Origin of the sequence: Moorena sp. SIO3I8, from assembly GCF_010692325.1 — a bacterium.
Lineage (GTDB): Bacteria > Cyanobacteriota > Cyanobacteriia > Cyanobacteriales > Coleofasciculaceae > Moorena.
Genome location: NZ_JAAHHW010000151.1, coordinates 1 through 14,706, shown reverse-complemented (window position 1 = coordinate 14,706; position 14,706 = coordinate 1). Strand labels below are relative to the sequence as shown.

17 protein-coding genes and 3 pseudogenes are annotated in these 14,706 nt (G+C 41.5%); 17 read left to right on the top strand and 3 right to left on the bottom strand.

Features of this window, described 5'->3' with window-relative positions:
• The first annotated feature begins 336 nt into the window (after positions 1 to 336).
• The 3 genes and pseudogenes from F6K51_RS32120 (at position 337) to F6K51_RS32110 (ending at position 2,416) form a co-directional block, all read left to right on the top strand.
• Positions 337 to 777 carry a hypothetical protein gene (locus F6K51_RS32120; RefSeq protein ID WP_293028448.1) on the top strand — a complete coding sequence of 147 codons (441 nt, stop codon included), beginning with the start codon at positions 337 to 339 and terminating at the stop codon, positions 775 to 777.
• 16 nt (positions 778 to 793) lie between these two features.
• Positions 794 to 1,615 (top strand): hypothetical protein, encoded by an 822-nt coding sequence (locus F6K51_RS32115; RefSeq protein ID WP_293028445.1) that lies wholly within the window; start codon positions 794 to 796, stop codon positions 1,613 to 1,615.
• Between the two features lie 62 nt (positions 1,616 to 1,677).
• A pseudogene (locus tag F6K51_RS32110) lies at positions 1,678 to 2,416 on the top strand (IS1 family transposase).
• A 179-nt stretch (positions 2,417 to 2,595) separates the two neighbouring features.
• On the opposite strand, the gene F6K51_RS32105 reads toward F6K51_RS32110, so the two are convergent.
• Positions 2,596 to 3,246, bottom strand: coding sequence for a glutathione S-transferase family protein (locus F6K51_RS32105; protein WP_293028442.1), 651 nt, complete (start codon positions 3,244 to 3,246; stop codon positions 2,596 to 2,598).
• A gap of 97 nt (positions 3,247 to 3,343) precedes the next feature.
• Positions 3,344 to 4,051, bottom strand: a complete 708-nt coding sequence (locus tag F6K51_RS32100) for a diacylglycerol/polyprenol kinase family protein (protein WP_293028439.1) — start codon at positions 4,049 to 4,051, stop codon at positions 3,344 to 3,346.
• A 62-nt stretch (positions 4,052 to 4,113) separates the two neighbouring features.
• Between F6K51_RS32100 and yidD the strand changes: the two are divergent.
• The 9 genes and pseudogenes from yidD to F6K51_RS32055 form a co-directional block, all read left to right on the top strand.
• Positions 4,114 to 4,320 (top strand): annotated as a pseudogene (gene yidD / locus F6K51_RS32095) (membrane protein insertion efficiency factor YidD); the annotation flags it as partial.
• Between the two features lie 158 nt (positions 4,321 to 4,478).
• Positions 4,479 to 5,189: a M15 family metallopeptidase gene (locus tag F6K51_RS32090; RefSeq protein ID WP_293028433.1), complete on the top strand. Its 711-nt coding sequence runs from the start codon at positions 4,479 to 4,481 to the stop codon at positions 5,187 to 5,189.
• A 286-nt stretch (positions 5,190 to 5,475) separates the two neighbouring features.
• On the top strand, positions 5,476 to 5,847 hold the full coding sequence (locus F6K51_RS32085; protein WP_364303389.1) for a DUF3110 domain-containing protein: 372 nt from the start codon (positions 5,476 to 5,478) through the stop codon (positions 5,845 to 5,847).
• Positions 5,848 to 6,009: 162 nt separating this feature from the next.
• Positions 6,010 to 6,948 (top strand): N-acetylmuramic acid 6-phosphate etherase, encoded by a 939-nt coding sequence (murQ, locus tag F6K51_RS32080; protein WP_293028427.1) that lies wholly within the window; start codon positions 6,010 to 6,012, stop codon positions 6,946 to 6,948.
• Between the two features lie 2 nt (positions 6,949 to 6,950).
• Positions 6,951 to 8,492, top strand: coding sequence for a site-2 protease family protein (locus F6K51_RS32075; RefSeq protein WP_293028424.1), 1,542 nt, complete (start codon positions 6,951 to 6,953; stop codon positions 8,490 to 8,492).
• Positions 8,493 to 8,884: 392 nt separating this feature from the next.
• Positions 8,885 to 9,148 carry a hypothetical protein gene (locus F6K51_RS32070; protein ID WP_293028420.1) on the top strand — a complete coding sequence of 88 codons (264 nt, stop codon included), beginning with the start codon at positions 8,885 to 8,887 and terminating at the stop codon, positions 9,146 to 9,148.
• Positions 9,114 to 9,459: pseudogene (locus tag F6K51_RS32065) on the top strand (IS1 family transposase); the annotation flags it as partial. The gene F6K51_RS32070 and the pseudogene F6K51_RS32065, both read left to right, overlap by 35 nt.
• 65 nt (positions 9,460 to 9,524) lie before the next feature.
• Positions 9,525 to 10,160 (top strand): class I SAM-dependent methyltransferase, encoded by a 636-nt coding sequence (locus F6K51_RS32060; protein WP_293028416.1) that lies wholly within the window; start codon positions 9,525 to 9,527, stop codon positions 10,158 to 10,160.
• 66 nt (positions 10,161 to 10,226) lie between these two features.
• Positions 10,227 to 10,919 carry an FAD-dependent oxidoreductase gene (locus tag F6K51_RS32055; protein ID WP_293028413.1) on the top strand — a complete coding sequence of 231 codons (693 nt, stop codon included), beginning with the start codon at positions 10,227 to 10,229 and terminating at the stop codon, positions 10,917 to 10,919.
• Between the two features lie 224 nt (positions 10,920 to 11,143).
• Here the strand turns inward: F6K51_RS32055 and F6K51_RS32050 are convergent, their stop codons facing one another.
• Positions 11,144 to 11,299: a hypothetical protein gene (locus F6K51_RS32050; RefSeq protein ID WP_293028410.1), complete on the bottom strand. Its 156-nt coding sequence runs from the start codon at positions 11,297 to 11,299 to the stop codon at positions 11,144 to 11,146.
• Positions 11,300 to 11,534: 235 nt separating this feature from the next.
• On the opposite strand from F6K51_RS32050, the gene F6K51_RS32045 reads away from it, so the two are divergent.
• The 5 genes from F6K51_RS32045 to F6K51_RS32025 all read left to right on the top strand — a co-directional run bounded on the left by F6K51_RS32045 (position 11,535) and on the right by F6K51_RS32025 (position 14,504).
• A complete protein-coding gene (locus F6K51_RS32045) occupies positions 11,535 to 11,804 on the top strand; it encodes a hypothetical protein (protein WP_293028407.1) in 270 nt (89 codons plus the stop codon).
• A 202-nt stretch (positions 11,805 to 12,006) separates the two neighbouring features.
• The gene (locus F6K51_RS32040) at positions 12,007 to 12,972 is read left to right on the top strand and encodes a hypothetical protein (protein ID WP_293028404.1); all 966 of its coding nucleotides are present in this window, start codon (positions 12,007 to 12,009) and stop codon (positions 12,970 to 12,972) included.
• A gap of 174 nt (positions 12,973 to 13,146) precedes the next feature.
• On the top strand, positions 13,147 to 13,470 hold the full coding sequence (locus F6K51_RS32035; protein ID WP_293028401.1) for a hypothetical protein: 324 nt from the start codon (positions 13,147 to 13,149) through the stop codon (positions 13,468 to 13,470).
• 81 nt (positions 13,471 to 13,551) lie between these two features.
• Positions 13,552 to 13,836 carry a hypothetical protein gene (locus F6K51_RS32030; RefSeq protein ID WP_293028399.1) on the top strand — a complete coding sequence of 95 codons (285 nt, stop codon included), beginning with the start codon at positions 13,552 to 13,554 and terminating at the stop codon, positions 13,834 to 13,836.
• Positions 13,836 to 14,504, top strand: a complete 669-nt coding sequence (locus F6K51_RS32025; protein ID WP_293028396.1) for a formyl transferase — start codon at positions 13,836 to 13,838, stop codon at positions 14,502 to 14,504. Before F6K51_RS32030 ends, F6K51_RS32025 begins: the two co-directional genes overlap by 1 nt.
• The last annotated feature ends 202 nt before the right edge of the window (positions 14,505 to 14,706 follow it).

Here is a 14,706-nt window from a genome sequence, read left to right as displayed (position 1 = left end):
GAAAATGGCTGGAGACTGATTCGTCGGGTTCGTTTTACGAGTAATCATGATCCTGACCCAGTGATGGCCTCACGAACACAACATGATAAACGACGGTATCGACTGGAATTCAAAATACAAACGTACGAGTACGTGCTTGATTAGTTTTGTCAGTCAACCAGCCTAAATGATTCGTGAAATATATTTGCTAAAGTGATCGCTATAACCTTTTTCCAGTAACGATTCCAGATTTGTCTGATTTTACGAATGATTTAGAATTGCTATAACCATCCAAAATATACGATATTAATCATATCGTAGTTACATATTAAAAAAGATAACTCCAAACAATTAATTATGGTACTTAGTGATTTTATTGCTTTACTAGCTTTGGTGATATCAATGTACAGTATATGGATACAAAATAAAGGTGTTAAGCAAGAATTATTAATAACAAATGTAAGTGAATATACTAAAAGATATCAAGAAATTTTTGAAAAATTACCAAAGATAGTTCTAGACAAAAATTTTAATGTTGATAATTTATCAGATGATGAAAAAGAGAAAATAATACGACCAGTCTGGTTATACTTTGACCTATGCTATGAACAATACCTCTTGCATTATGAATTAGATATCGTAGATAAAAAACTGTGGAAATATTGGGAAGCAGGTATGATTTCTGCCTTTAGCAGACCTTCATTTTTTACCTGTTGGAATATTATTACTAATATTTCCGCCTATCCTAGAAATTTTACCAATTTTGTCAATCACAAAATGTCACAACTACACCATTAATAATTTGGAATTATCCATGAGCGTTACATTGCATATTTGGAAAGGTGAATTACCTAATAGAGCTGTGATTAATGCTCTATATCGTGTAGATGTTGGTCATGCAGCAATGACTATAAAAACAAAAAAAAGAGAAATTTATATTAGTCATAGACCTAAATCATTAGAAGAATATATCGAAGAAGTTCAACAAAATATAGAAAAAAATCAGCAAAATAAAGATGATTCAAAAAAATATTTACTAAAAGATTACGCCCCTAAAGCGGACTATATTTCTTTTGAGGAGGAATGCATTAAGAGAAAGCGTAAACCTACTGTAGAAATCTACATACCTGATTCTTATTTAAACGAAGATAATATGATTAAATTTTATGAAAAATATATCAATAATGATTTGGATAAAAACTTATGTATGTATCACGTGGGTAAAAATAATTGTTGCGCTGCTCTCATAAACTTTATCCGTCAAGGGTTGGAATGTGAATTTTATAATAAGAAATGCGGTTATTGTATTAACAAAAGCACTATTTATCAAAACAAAGGATACACTCAAATTTATAAATTTGCGACTTTATATGTAGCACTTGCTATAAACACAAGATTAATTGTAACTCTTTTGAATCTCCCTGAAATGTTGGGTCTAATAATCACACTTACAGTCAATCTAATTGGGCTCATATTTTTCCCACTAGTTTATCTTAATTTAGAAGTATTAATAACTACCTTTCGTCCTAAATGGTCTTTTTGGTCTCCCTTGAGTCTAGAACGGTTTGGTAAGGCCATTCTAGATAGAAAATCTCGTTGCAAAAGAGGATTTTTTGATAAGTTATTTAGAATATAACCACATTAGGTAACAAAATTTTCGGCGTTGCATCATTGCGGGATGATTTGGATAATAAGGATATGAAATGTCCTAGATGCCAATGTTGCCAAATTCGTAAAAACGGTCACCGTCGAGGTAAACAAAATTACCAATTGTTTTGATTGTGGTCGTCAGTTCGTCGAAACCTATTCGACTTAAGGATATCCATCCAAGATTAAGGAATATTGTTTGAAAATGTATGTAAACGGGTTAGGATTCCGAGCTATTGAAAGAATCACAGGGGTAAACCATAATACCGTAATTCGGTGGGTTAAAAAAGTAGCGATTCCTATACCAGATACCCCAAAAGTTTCAGAAATACCTGAAATAACTGAAATTGATGAGCTACAAACTTTTGTGGGTAAAAAAAAAAAAATTGTGGCTCTGGACAGCCGTGAATCATTGGAAGCCAGGAATTTTAGCTTGGGGACTTGGGGATCACTCATTACTAACATTTAGACCTCTGTGGAAAATCTTGAGAGGATGGGAATCTTTTTTCTATGTGACAGATGGTTACAAGGTATATCCTTGTTTTATCAATGATTGTGACCACTTAGTCCTCAAAACCTACATGACTCGTATGGAAGCGGTGCGACCCGTGGCGAATTTAATTCGCCTACGGAAAGCGCACCGGTGAGAAAATACTCGTCTTAGACACTCCGCATGTTCGTTTGAAAAGAAAAACCCTCTGTCCCATCCAAATCAGTAGAAATGCTGAAACTATCAGTAAAATTGTTACTACATTACCTCCATCATGGTAGTGTTCCTGTTCCAGCTTAAATCATCCCGCACAGATGCAACGCCATGGAAATGAGGTTGCCTATTGACGGGATGATTTAAGCTGGGAGCGAACACCGTGATCCAGGTCATGTGGTAATGTAGCGGTTCTCATAACTCCCTACTCCCTACTCCCTACTCCCTACTCCCATTAACTCAGGGGTTGCCAATTTTCTAGTGGTTTACCGTGACAAAATTGCTTTCACCTTTGCTTTAAACATTTCAAACTGCTCTGGTGTTGGTTGAACTTGCTGCCAACTTTCCCGTTGCTGTAAAGCTGTTTGCCAATTTTGGACTGAGGGATAGTCAGCTAAAGAAACGCCGATCTTGCTGAGAAAATATACCGACAAACCGGCGACAATATCGGCTACCGTAAATTGCCCTTCTACAAAATAGTTTTTATCGCCCAATTTTTCGCTATAAAATTTCATCACTGTGGCAACTTGTTTTTGAGCTTGTTCTAATTTTTTTGCTTCTACTTCAATCTCCAAGTTATGGCGCATAAATGTTACGATAGCAGGAGCAAGCTCATTGACATTGACCAGTTCTATCATCCTCACTGTAGCAATAGCTTGAGGATCAGTGGGCATCAGAGCAGGAGTTGGATATTTAGCTTCTAAATAATCTAAGATGGCTAAGGATTCTATCACTTTAAATCCATCATCGATTAGGACTGGAACGTGATGAAAAGGATTGATTTCAATAAATTCTGGCGTAAATTGATCACCATCTAATTTTATTTCAACAGGCTCAAACTCAATCTGTTTTTCTAATAAAGCAATCCATACCCGTCGGGCATTGTTGGACATGGGATTATTGTAAAACTTTAACATTGAATCAACTCTCCATTCCTATCAACGTTTGATTTATTCTTAGTTTAATATCTACTTTCAAGCACAAGCTCATAAACTGATCTATTTCAAGAACCCTTTAACCCAAGGTGAGGATTTGACTTAAAAAGAACCCTACTGCTGCACTACCGATAGGAACTGTGAGATTATCAATACCGAACTTGGAGAAGGCTTCTAAGACTGTGGCAAAGAATGCGATCGCAATTGACATCAACCAGGTTTGCCAGACATTACCTTGAACAGCGAAAAGGATCAGGCTACTGACTACATAGCTAGTTACCGCCATGGTCAGAGAACCTTCCCAGCTTTTTTGCATCCCCCAAGCTTGATAGGGATGTTGACCAAATTTATGACCAATCAGTCCTGCCAGTCCATCTCCCCATGCCATCACTAAAATACCAATAGCGGCATACTGGAATTGTTGTAAGGGCCAAAACCAGGCAATTACGACACCAATACTGACAGCATAGAAGAAAGTGCCTAGGCTTTTGCGCCCAACGCTGTTAATACCAGGCAAAATAGGAATGTAATAGGACAAAAGAGCGATCGCACCAGCGATAACTGAAGCCAAAATACCTACCCAGGCAGGTATTTGTAGCCACCAAGCCACTAAAATAACGTTACCCGTGCCAATGTGAACAATTTTACGGGTAATTTCTGAATCCCGGGCGGTGCGCTGATGTAGCGTTTCCGCCAGCAGCACAATCGCACCGAGACCGACAGCAATCAGTGCAATTTGCAGCCATAGGGTTGGTATTGATTCTATCGAGGGTACAGAATTAAACAAGGATCTGATGGCAGCATACTGTAAAACTTATTTATTACTGTATTAGATGGGGTGACCATTACATGAAATTTTTACTTATTTGGCTAATTCGAGGCTATCGAGCGTTTATTTCCCCCCTATTTCCCCCAGTCTGTCGCTTTCAACCAACCTGTTCCCAGTATGCTATCCAAGCCATTGAGCGGTTTGGTGTCTTTCGGGGCGGTTTGCTAGGCATTCGGCGTATTCTACGGTGTCATCCTCTCTATCCAGGAGGTTATGATCCCGTGCCTGACGTTTATCCTAATGGTAATAGCGATAAATCTAGAAGTGTTGAACAGGGAACAGGGAACAGGGAACAGGAAACAGGGAACAGGGAACAGGGAACAGAGAAGAAGTAGTGACTCTTGTGGTTTGAGTATGCTGAAAAAACTGATAACTGCTATAACTTATGAAACCTTATCAGCAAATCCCAATTGTAGAGTGTGGAGAACCCCTCATCCCCATTCCCTTAGAACAATTTGCCGCTCGTACCCCTCATCCCTACCAAAAACTGGGGGCACCTTATGGTAAAGCTTCCCCTTATTATCTGCGCCAGAGTGTGATAGAAGCACTCTTTGTGGCTCAAAGCCAACTCCAACAGCAGCATCCAGGTTGGCGCATCCAGATTTTTGATGGCTATCGACCGGTAGAAGTCCAACAATTCATGGTTGACCATACCTTTGCTGAAGTAGCTCAGGCCCAACAACTCAACCCAACCACCCTATCGGAAAAACAACAGCAAGCCATTTGGGAACAAGTCTATCAATTTTGGGCAGTACCCAGCTCTAACCCTATGACTCCACCCCCTCACAGTACAGGTGGTGCGTTAGATATTACCCTGGTGGATGCTACTGGTGAAACCATTGATATGGGCTCTGAGATTGATGAAGTCTCACCACGCTCCCATCCCGATTATTACGCCAATCAGCAAGACTTGCCTTATCATCACAATCGACAGCTGTTAAAAAATTTAATGTACTCGGCTGGGTTCCGGTGTCATCCTAGAGAGTGGTGGCATTTTTGCCTCGGAGACCAAATGTGGGCTTGGCTGCGCAATCAAGAAGATTCAACCAATACCTTGATCGCACGATATGGTGGTGTTGACTGCGGAGCATGTTGAGTCCTGAGTACTGAGTCGGAGAGTCGGTCAGTCCTAAGTGGGGAGCGTGCTAAGTGGGGAGCGTGGTGATAGCTCAGTTGCTGCTAAGATGGTTTAGCAGTGGCATTGTAGTGGAATTGTTAATCAAGTAGCTCAAAGAATGCTACAAATAGACCATTTTTTATTGCCCCTCTTGCCTCTCTTGGCCCTCCTGCTATCTCTCCCTGGCATTAAAGCAAAATGGTATCAGATATCCTATAAAAACAATTAAAAAATAACGATTACTTAAGGTTATATAAGATTTATGATGGCACCTAAGCAAGTATACGTCCTTTTATTTAATGCCCGGACAGAAAACGAGGGAATTCACACCATCCAAATTGGCGATAAGCAAACGGTATTGATGTTTGAAGAGGAAGACGATGCTACCCGCTTTGCTTTATTGCTCGAAGCCCAGGATTTCCCAACAGCAACCGTGGAAGCTATCGATCTAGAAGAGATTGAAGAGTTTTGCCAATCGGCTGGTTATGACTCGGAGTTGGTTACTGAAGGAATGTTGGCCATGCCACCGGAAACAAATCTAGAAAAGACTGATTGGCAACCTGACGTCAAGAAAACCGAAGAACCAGAAATATCAGAGCTAGACCGCATTCGCCGTCAGTTGGAAAATTTATTGTAAACTGATAAAAATTTGAGGAATACTTTTTAACTGTCCCCCTTGACCGGTAAACCAAACAACCAAACAACCTACCAGACACCGAATCGGCAAAGGCGAACAACCGTCAACGGTTCAAGCTTCAACCAAATAACCTTCAACCTTCAACCAATGACTAAATAAATAATGCAAAATTTAGAACAACGGGGACATCTACTGACCGAACAGATTAATCCCAATAGTCAGAACCTTGACCAGCTGACATCCCTAGAGTTAGTCGATCTATTTAATCAAGAAGATACCAAAACCCTAGATGCGATCGCAGCAGCTCGTAGCCAGCTAGCTCAAGCCATTGACCGCACAGCATTGGCATTGCGTCAAGGAGGATGCCTCTTCTACGTGGGGGCTGGTACCAGTGGACGCTTGGGAGTCCTCGATGCTGCCGAATGTCCCCCCACCTTTTGTACACCCCCAGACCTAGTCCAAGGGATCATTGCTGGAGGAGCAGGGGCATTGGTGCGGAGTTCTGAAGATTTGGAAGACCGACGGGAAGATGGTGCAAAAGCGATCGCCCATCGCCGGGTACATGACCTAGATGTGGTGGTAGGCATTACCGCAGGTGGTACCACACCCTTTGTCCACGGCGCACTCCAAGAGGCACGACGGCGGGGCGCAACCACTATTGCGATCGCTTGTGTCCCCCCTGAACAGGTCAGTATTGATGCTGATATCGATATTCGGCTGCTAGTTGGTCCGGAAATCCTAGCTGGCTCTACTCGCCTCAAAGCCGGTACTGTCACTAAAATGGCCTTGAATATCCTTTCCACTGGAGCCATGGTAAAGCTTGGCAAAGTCTACGGCAATCGCATGGTAGATGTGGCAGTGACCAACAAGAAACTTCATGACCGAGCCCTGCGCATCCTCAAAGACCTGACCAACCTCAGCCGAGAAGACTGCGCTCACTTACTAGAGCGCAGTGGACGCCAGGTAAAACTAGCGCTACTAATGTACTGGACAGGATTAGACCAAGTAGAGGGAGCCAGCTTCCTACAGCAAAACCAAAGTGATCTCAGAGCCGCTCTCCAAAGTTGGAAACAAACTAGTACTCCATCAAAATTGAATTGATAATGTTTAACGGATCACAGACTACTGTCACTTTGGTAATCATACTCGTAGCCCTTGGTGTTCTAGGTTGGGGCTATAACCGCGCTCGTTCTTACGGCAAGCTGGGAATTTTAGCCTGGTTACAGTCAGTAGTCTTGACACTGCCCTGGCTATTATTCTTTGGCTTAGTCAGCATCGGAATTTACCTGAATATCGTTGGGATCCTATTTCTGCTACTCGCTTCCACCGGCCTATACATCTACTTGGGCAGGCTCTTACGTGCAGCAGGTCAAGATGAGGTTTGGCGGGAGCGTGCCACCAAACTGTTCGAGGATCAACAACAAAGCAAAGATGCCCAAAAGTCTGAGGAGCAAGATACTGCAGCTTACAACAATTTAACTGCCGTATCCGAGGGTCCGAATACTACCAGGATCGGAGTAGCTACAATTCCTGATGAAGACCTACAACTGATTAAAGAGATTTTTGGGATTGATACCTTCTTTGCGACGGAAACTATAAAATATCAGGAAGGGGCAATTTTTACAGGCAATCTGCGGGGAAACGATGCAGAAGTTGTACATTCTCGTTTGTCAGCTAATCTAAAGGAAAAATTAAGCGATCGCTATCGGCTATTTTTAGTCGATAATCCAGAAGGGAAACCAGTTGTCATTGTCTTGCCCAGTACCAATGACCCACGAACCACTACAGTTGCGCAAAAAATATTAGCCCTGGTTCTGGTAATTGCCACATTTTTCACCACTTTAGAAGTATCTGGGTTACTGCTTGAGTTTGATTTATTCAGTGAACCAGAACGGTTTCGGGAAGCCTTACCGATTACCATCGGAATTTGGATAGTTCTGATTACCCATGAACTCGGTCACTGGTGGCAAGCCAAAGCTCACGACGTTCGCCTCAGCATACCCTTTTTCCTTCCCAGCTTGCAAATCGGCTCATTTGGTGCTATGGTTCGCTTCGAATCATTATTACCCAATCGAAAAGTATTATTTGATATTTCTATAGCTGGACCAGCCGTAGGTGGTGTAGTGTCTCTAGTGATGCTGATGGCGGGATTATTCCTTTCTCATCAAGGCAGTGCCTTTCAGGTGCCAGCGGAATTCTTCCAAGAGTCAATTTTAGTCGGAGGGCTGGCAAAGTTAGTGCTCGGTAGTGCTCTCCAAGAGTCTTTAGTGGATGTTCACCCTCTCACCATTGTCGGTTGGCTAGGTTTAACCATAACAGCTTTGAACCTAATGCCAGCAGGACAACTCGATGGTGGGCGAATTGTCCAAGCTATCTACGGACGCAAAACTGCTCGACTTACTACCATTGCCACCTTAGTAATTTTGGGGATTCTGGCCTTAATCAATCCAGCCAATCCCATCATTTTGTACTGGGGAATCTTGATTTTGTTCTTGCAGCGGAGTTTAGAACGTCCTAGCCTCAATGAAATTACCGAACTCGATGATACTCGAGCATTGTGGGGGTTATTGGCATTATTTTTAATGGTTGCAACTCTGATTCCCATTAATTCCGCTTTGGCAGGAAGGCTGGGAATTGGGGGCTAATTTCAAGGGTTGAACGCGATTGCGTGGCCTTTTGGCCAAGGTTGAAGGTTGAAGGTTGTTAGGTTGAAGGTTGTTAGGTTGAAGGTTGAACGCGATGGACGAAGTCCCGCTTTGCTGCGAAGCGCGTGGCCTTTTGGCCAAGGTTGAACGCGATGGACGAAGTCCCGCTTTGCTGCGAAGCGCGTGGCCTTTTGGCCAAGGTTGTTAGGTTGTTTACCATAGGCGTTGGGTGTAGGTTAGATTGAGATTTACATGCTTCTTGGGGGAAACTTCAACATTAGTTAATCCTAGTTACACACAATGAGCAAATTTTGGAATAATGGTAAAAAAGCGATGTATTGCTATTCCCTAAAATCCCAAACTTGTCTACCTCATTTAATTTAAGTCTCACTATGCAATCTACTTCCCAAATTAACCAATGTACACTTCTCCCTGAGACCTTAATTAAACTCGCTTACCAGGGATTTCAACGTAAGCATTCAGCCGTCAGCCGTCAGCCGTCAGCTCTACAGCGAAATGCTCCTCACTCTGCGGCGGTGGAGGTCTTAACTAGACTACAACTCGACCTGCTACTGGCTTTAACACCACCTGGGAAAAAGAAACCCGAGAAACTGACTATTGACTGGTATTCTAGCTTACGGAATCGGAGAGCGTAGTACAATGACCTTTGAACTGGTGTGGGCGTACGAAGGGTTTGTGGGAGTGTTTCTTCTATGTTACAGATGGTTTCAATGTGTATCCCAACTACATCCATCGATGGTGACCAGATATCGTCAACCCGTTGTATATGACCCGAGTCTAGGGTGATTTCACTCGATTGAGGCACTATCTGGCTCGGCTACATCCCAAGACTTTGTGTGACTCGAAGTCAATAGAAATGCTGAAGCATTCGATCGGACTGTTAGTGCATTACCTGAAGTTTTGGGAGGTGCCGGTGCCACCGAGGCACATACCTGTCTATCCCTGATTCATCCGGTAATTCAGTAACGCTTTGGAGTTTAGTCATTTCTATGTTGAATTGGAGAAGGAAACATGGTCAATCTGCATAAGAAGTACGAAGTTCAGAATGTTCAACAAAATCGTTCAGAACACGACCCTTTTACCTTGAAAAGGTACGAACAGTTCTTCAGTTTTTTTCAGAAAGGAGCTGTAAAGATTCTTGACGTAGGTTGCAATACGGGTAGAGGTGGATTACGTTTTAAGGAGTTGAACCCGAACCTGACATTATTTGGTCTTGATTGTGTACAAGAAAGATTAGATGTTTTGCCTGAGTGCTATTCACAAAAAGTCTATGGTCTTTCAACAGACATACCTATGGAAGATCGATTTTTTGATGTGATTACTGCTGGTGAGTTTCTTGAACACCTGTATCCTGCCGATGTAGATAAAACATTATGTGAATTCCAAAGAGTGTTGAAGATTGGCGGAAGGCTGTTGCTTACCACTCCCAATCCTAATTACATAAAAAATAAAATCCTTGGAATGTCAGTTTACGGTGTCAGCCATTTAACTCAGCATTTTCCAGAAGTTCTGCGATTGAGATTGCAAATGCATGGATTCTCAGGAGTTAAATTATATGGATCAGGTAAGGTATCCCAGTATTTAGGTTGGCATTTTCCGTTGATGTCAATCTATGGTAGCTATCTCGTTGTAGCAAATAAGTACTGAGCAGGCTAAGATTACCGTTTGTCTGCTTAAGGAGAAAATATCCCACCTGGAAAATTAAAAGGAAATGTGGCAATTCTTCCAGGGGGTAGGCTTTCCTGGAATGCCCTCCTCTGTAAGGTCAATGGCACTGAAGCAGAGGAATTAGCTCAAGGAGGTGCTAAACCCTCTGCTAAGATTCTCGAAGAGATGAATTTCGTTGAAACTTGGCTCAAAGGTATCGGAGCGAAAGCCGTTAAGCCTGCATCTGAGCTTTACATCCGCCATGCAGGCAATATTACTGGTGTAGTAGACCCTCTATATGGATCCCAAATGCTCTTAGGTGGCACACCCAATTGGTCTGCTTTGGGAACCTTTGGCTATCATTTTGATGTGCGCGGGGGTATCGAAGGTCTTGGTACCAGAGCCTCTGAGAACGGGTTTAAAAGTGTAAGTTTTAGTAAGCCAATTTTCAACATTGGCATCCAGCATGCCCAAATTAAGACAGTCCCTAATTTAGCCGTTGTCAGTCCTGGTTCTGGGTTTCAAGGGTTTGCTTCATCCGCTGGTAGAATTGTGGAATTCAATGCTGGTGTTGGTCAGGCATTGGGGATAGCTGCCATTACTGCCCTTCTTTCTGGCAGGAATCTAAGTAATGTATCCAACTCTGAGGTCAGAAAAGTACTTTTAAGCACGAAGCAACTCCCTCGGGTTTATGGATATGCTAATAATCAGGAAGCTAGGAAATTGAAGAATTTCGAGTCTTTATTAGTCTTAGTTTGAGCTCTGAGCCAAGGCCAAAGGCCACGCTACTTGAGGTGCTATCAGCCTTGGCCTTGGCCTTTGGGCCACGCTACGCGAATGGCCACGCTACTTGAGGTGCTATCAATATTTAGCGATCAGAAAATCAGCTATCAGCTCATGTAATCCAAAGCCTATTCGATAAACAGAGTAAGCACTAGTGATATCGAGTCTGGTTAACTAATGTTTAATAAACTATTAATAAACTATAGGGATTGCCAATCCCTGATTTGAAAACCTCCAGGAATTGGAGGTTCTTCTATTTGAGCGCTGCTAAATGTTGTTGAACAACCCTGAAATGATTGAGGCGATCGCTTGTTATCCTTGATGGCCACCCACAGTTGAATCCACAGTTTAATCAAAACTAATTAACCGGAATCGATATTTTTGTACTATCCTAGTGAGGTACAATAAAAACTGTTTTCATTACTTCTTCTCTTCTTAATGATTAATTTGTACCTCACCTAATTGAGAACCGCAAGATTAGCTGTCCACTATATGGTAGAGTAGATTGTGTCTACTATCGGGTAGAGTAGTTTTCATGGCTCCACTATCTGGTAGAGTAGATTGTGTCCACTATCGGGTAGAGTAGTTTTCATGGCTCCACTCAACAAAGATGATCTAGCTCAAATAAACTGGGGCTACTTCCAATCTCTCCTTCCCGAGAGATTCGTGGCAGTGGCTGCTAATCTTCATCAGTTGGCTGTTGAGCCATGGCAAAGATGGGAACAGAACTCGACAAATAGCTATCCAGCTCCGTGCTCAGATAATCCTAACAACAAAGCCGTTTTACAACAGAAACAACAGAGCACTCACACCAAAGTCGAAATTGGATCAGAACCCTACAGCCAGAAAAGTGTTAGCTGACTAAGGTGTTGATTGAGAAGAGCATGATAGTCTGATTAAGTCAAGTTTATCCTTTGTAATTACTCTATACCTGTAAAGAGCGAGAAAAAAGTTTGGTATTAAGATTATGCTTAGCGTTGGTTTTGAATTTGATCCTGCTATTAATCCAGGTTTTTCTAATTTCTGCGAGTACTTCAGATATTCTAAAGATTTCAGACCGTTAGTGAAGCAAATCGGAGAAAGCTCACAACTACAACAGATTGAGGCGTGGGATATTAAGCCAGCTTCGGATCTCCAACAGGATCTCAAGCAACTCAATGAATATATTCTGGAATATTCCCTATCACCAATTGAATTAGCTCAAACAGTCGGTCATCAGCCCCAAAAGCTTATCAACTTGGCTTATCAAGTTTTACACCGGCAAATACCAGTCGAAATTGATGATGTGCTTGTGCTTCCGGGCAGCTCAATGATTGCGATATATTATGTATTGAGTATTGCCTTTCAAAACCATTATCAAAAGTTCCATGATGGAATCTTTGGTTCAATTCCCGATCAGGTTAACGATACTCAAAATCAAAAAAAGCTTTTATATAAAAAGCCTTGTGTTATCGGAGTTGAAGGGTCTTTCAAGTGTGGCGGTTCATTTCCATATTTGCTCGGCGGTGAATTAGTTTATGCTCAATCGAGTGGTGACAAATTCACCGTAACGGCAAGTTCGATTAAAGAAGCCTTTGATTCTGCCCAAAAAAGCGATCGAGTACCTGTCGCTTTTATCTGGGAGGAACCTACTGCCCTAGGATTTATCTTGCGAAATGAGGCTCTTGCTGAAATTGCTGAACTGATCAAGGAATACCTAGCTAAGTATCCTGACATGGTGATCTTAATCGATGCCTATAATGGTGGATTATTCAGGGAAGATAAAATTCCTTCTCTCTATGCAGATCCTCTTATTCGGAAGAATGCTATCTATACAACTAGCATGAGGAAGAAAATTCCCGCTGCAAATTGGGGACTAATTACCCCGATTGCTTGTGGTAACAAGACATTGAAAGAAAAGCTATCAATCTTTTTCGGTTCCAATAGCTTCTATACGGTTTCTCAATTCTCGCAATTGGAAACTCTTGTTGCGTCAAATATCATGGAAAAGTTCCTTAATCAAGGTGGTTCCGTAGAGTACCAGTTTTAAAACTTTGATTATGCGACTAGAAAAATTGCACAGATTAATCAGGAATTAGGAAAAGAACTGATTAGTCCCTATGCTAACCCAGAAGCTGGTATTAACTATTTTATCCAGTTTGATGAGTCTTTTCTTTCCGAGAAATCTTGTCGAGATGCTCAACACCTTTGCCAGACATTAAGTTTGATAACTGGTTTGCACTGCAGTATTCCTTCTGCCATGGGAATACCTGGTTTTGGGGTACGGATTAACCTGATGCGTGGTCAACAAGCCCTAACTGAAGAAGGATTCAAGAATAGTCAAGAGTACATTGATGAAGTATTGAACCGAATCAAGTACTTATTACTGGCTCTAGAACAAGGCATTTTCTCATTTAATGATTTTGATGAAATCATTACCTGTGCAGGCAAAGACCTAGAAATATTTTCTGAGCAAATTATTTCAGCACAGAATAAGTTCCTGGGATTTATGGGCGTCAAAGACAGTAAATTAGTATCTGTACAGTAGTAGATACTTGACTCAAAACTGGTGAAGCTATTGCAGCTTAAAAATAGAGGAAAAGCTAATCAAATGACAAAAGATTAAAAAATGAGTCAGACAACAACAAAATTGGAAAAATATATGCGCCGCGTAGAAATAAGAAAGCTATGGAAAGGAGAAAATTCCGACATTTCTCTCCCCGAAATGCTCTCACTCAGTCTAAGGTTTATGGCTCATGGGATGGAAAGTCATGATTATCGCTTCTTAAATACAGCACTTAAATTAAACGACCGCTTGCGAGAAGAATACTCAGGAACAAATCAGCTTAGGGAGATTGAAGAGTTAGAGCATCATTGCATAGAAACTCTGCAAAAAAGATTAGGAATTGTGTGATGAAATTTTGTTTATTATCAACCCCACCCTTGATAACTATTCATATTATTTACCAAGCACAAACCCAGAATCTTAAATTTGCTGATGTTGTCATTGTAGGCAATGACAATCAACAATACGATCTTTTGAGGGAGAATGCTCATAACGATCGCTTCAACCTACATTTTATTGACGATCCGAATAGCAATGAAGGTCTGGCTTTGATGAAAGCAATTGCACCGGATGTTTTAGCAGTGAATGTTTTCAATATTTTACGTAAACCAATACTAGCAATACCTAAAATTGCTACAGTCAACATTCATACAGGCATCTTACCCCAGTATCGTGGTTTAGACAGTAGGCGCTGGGCAATTCTGGAAGGAGGGTCAGTCGGTGTTAGTGCCCACCTAGTTGATCAGGGTTTAGACACGGGGGAAATTCTGGTCAGAAGGAAATTGGAGTTACAACCAGGAGACACCATAAAAACAGTTACAGACCGCAATTACTACACCAATAAATGGCAAGTATTTATCGAAGCTTTACTGAAAGTACAACGGGGTGAGTTAAGAGGTATTAAGCAGGAAGCTAATGAAGGCAAGCAATACTTTATCATGCATCCTAAATTAGCCAAAATTGTTGAATTAATGTTGGAGTCGAGCAATGAAAAAACTTTAGTGTCTACAAAGTAAACTATTGAGTGTGATTACAATAAATGAAAACTTCAGTACTTGATAAAGTAACTTTCAATTCAAAAGGAAAAAGCAATGTCAAATCAAGAAAAGATCAATAAAGCTACTGCCAAGAATTTCCAATGGGGCACTGGCTGTGAAGGATGGCATTTATTAACAAGTGAGGATCTAACTATCGCAGAAGAGATGATGCCTCCCCAAA

Coding starts and splice junctions, on each gene's coding strand:
- F6K51_RS32120 (WP_293028448.1), top strand. CDS start 337: ATGGTACTTAGTGATTTTATTGCTTTACTAGCTTTGGTGATATCAATG.
- F6K51_RS32115 (WP_293028445.1), top strand. CDS start 794: ATGAGCGTTACATTGCATATTTGGAAAGGTGAATTACCTAATAGAGCT.
- F6K51_RS32105 (WP_293028442.1), bottom strand. CDS start 3,246: ATGTTAAAGTTTTACAATAATCCCATGTCCAACAATGCCCGACGGGTA.
- F6K51_RS32090 (WP_293028433.1), top strand. CDS start 4,479: ATGAAACCTTATCAGCAAATCCCAATTGTAGAGTGTGGAGAACCCCTC.
- F6K51_RS32085 (WP_364303389.1), top strand. CDS start 5,476: ATGGCACCTAAGCAAGTATACGTCCTTTTATTTAATGCCCGGACAGAA.
- murQ (WP_293028427.1), top strand. CDS start 6,010: ATGCAAAATTTAGAACAACGGGGACATCTACTGACCGAACAGATTAAT.
- F6K51_RS32075 (WP_293028424.1), top strand. CDS start 6,951: ATGTTTAACGGATCACAGACTACTGTCACTTTGGTAATCATACTCGTA.
- F6K51_RS32070 (WP_293028420.1), top strand. CDS start 8,885: ATGCAATCTACTTCCCAAATTAACCAATGTACACTTCTCCCTGAGACC.
- F6K51_RS32060 (WP_293028416.1), top strand. CDS start 9,525: ATGGTCAATCTGCATAAGAAGTACGAAGTTCAGAATGTTCAACAAAAT.
- F6K51_RS32045 (WP_293028407.1), top strand. CDS start 11,535: ATGGCTCCACTCAACAAAGATGATCTAGCTCAAATAAACTGGGGCTAC.
- F6K51_RS32030 (WP_293028399.1), top strand. CDS start 13,552: ATGAGTCAGACAACAACAAAATTGGAAAAATATATGCGCCGCGTAGAA.
- F6K51_RS32025 (WP_293028396.1), top strand. CDS start 13,836: ATGAAATTTTGTTTATTATCAACCCCACCCTTGATAACTATTCATATT.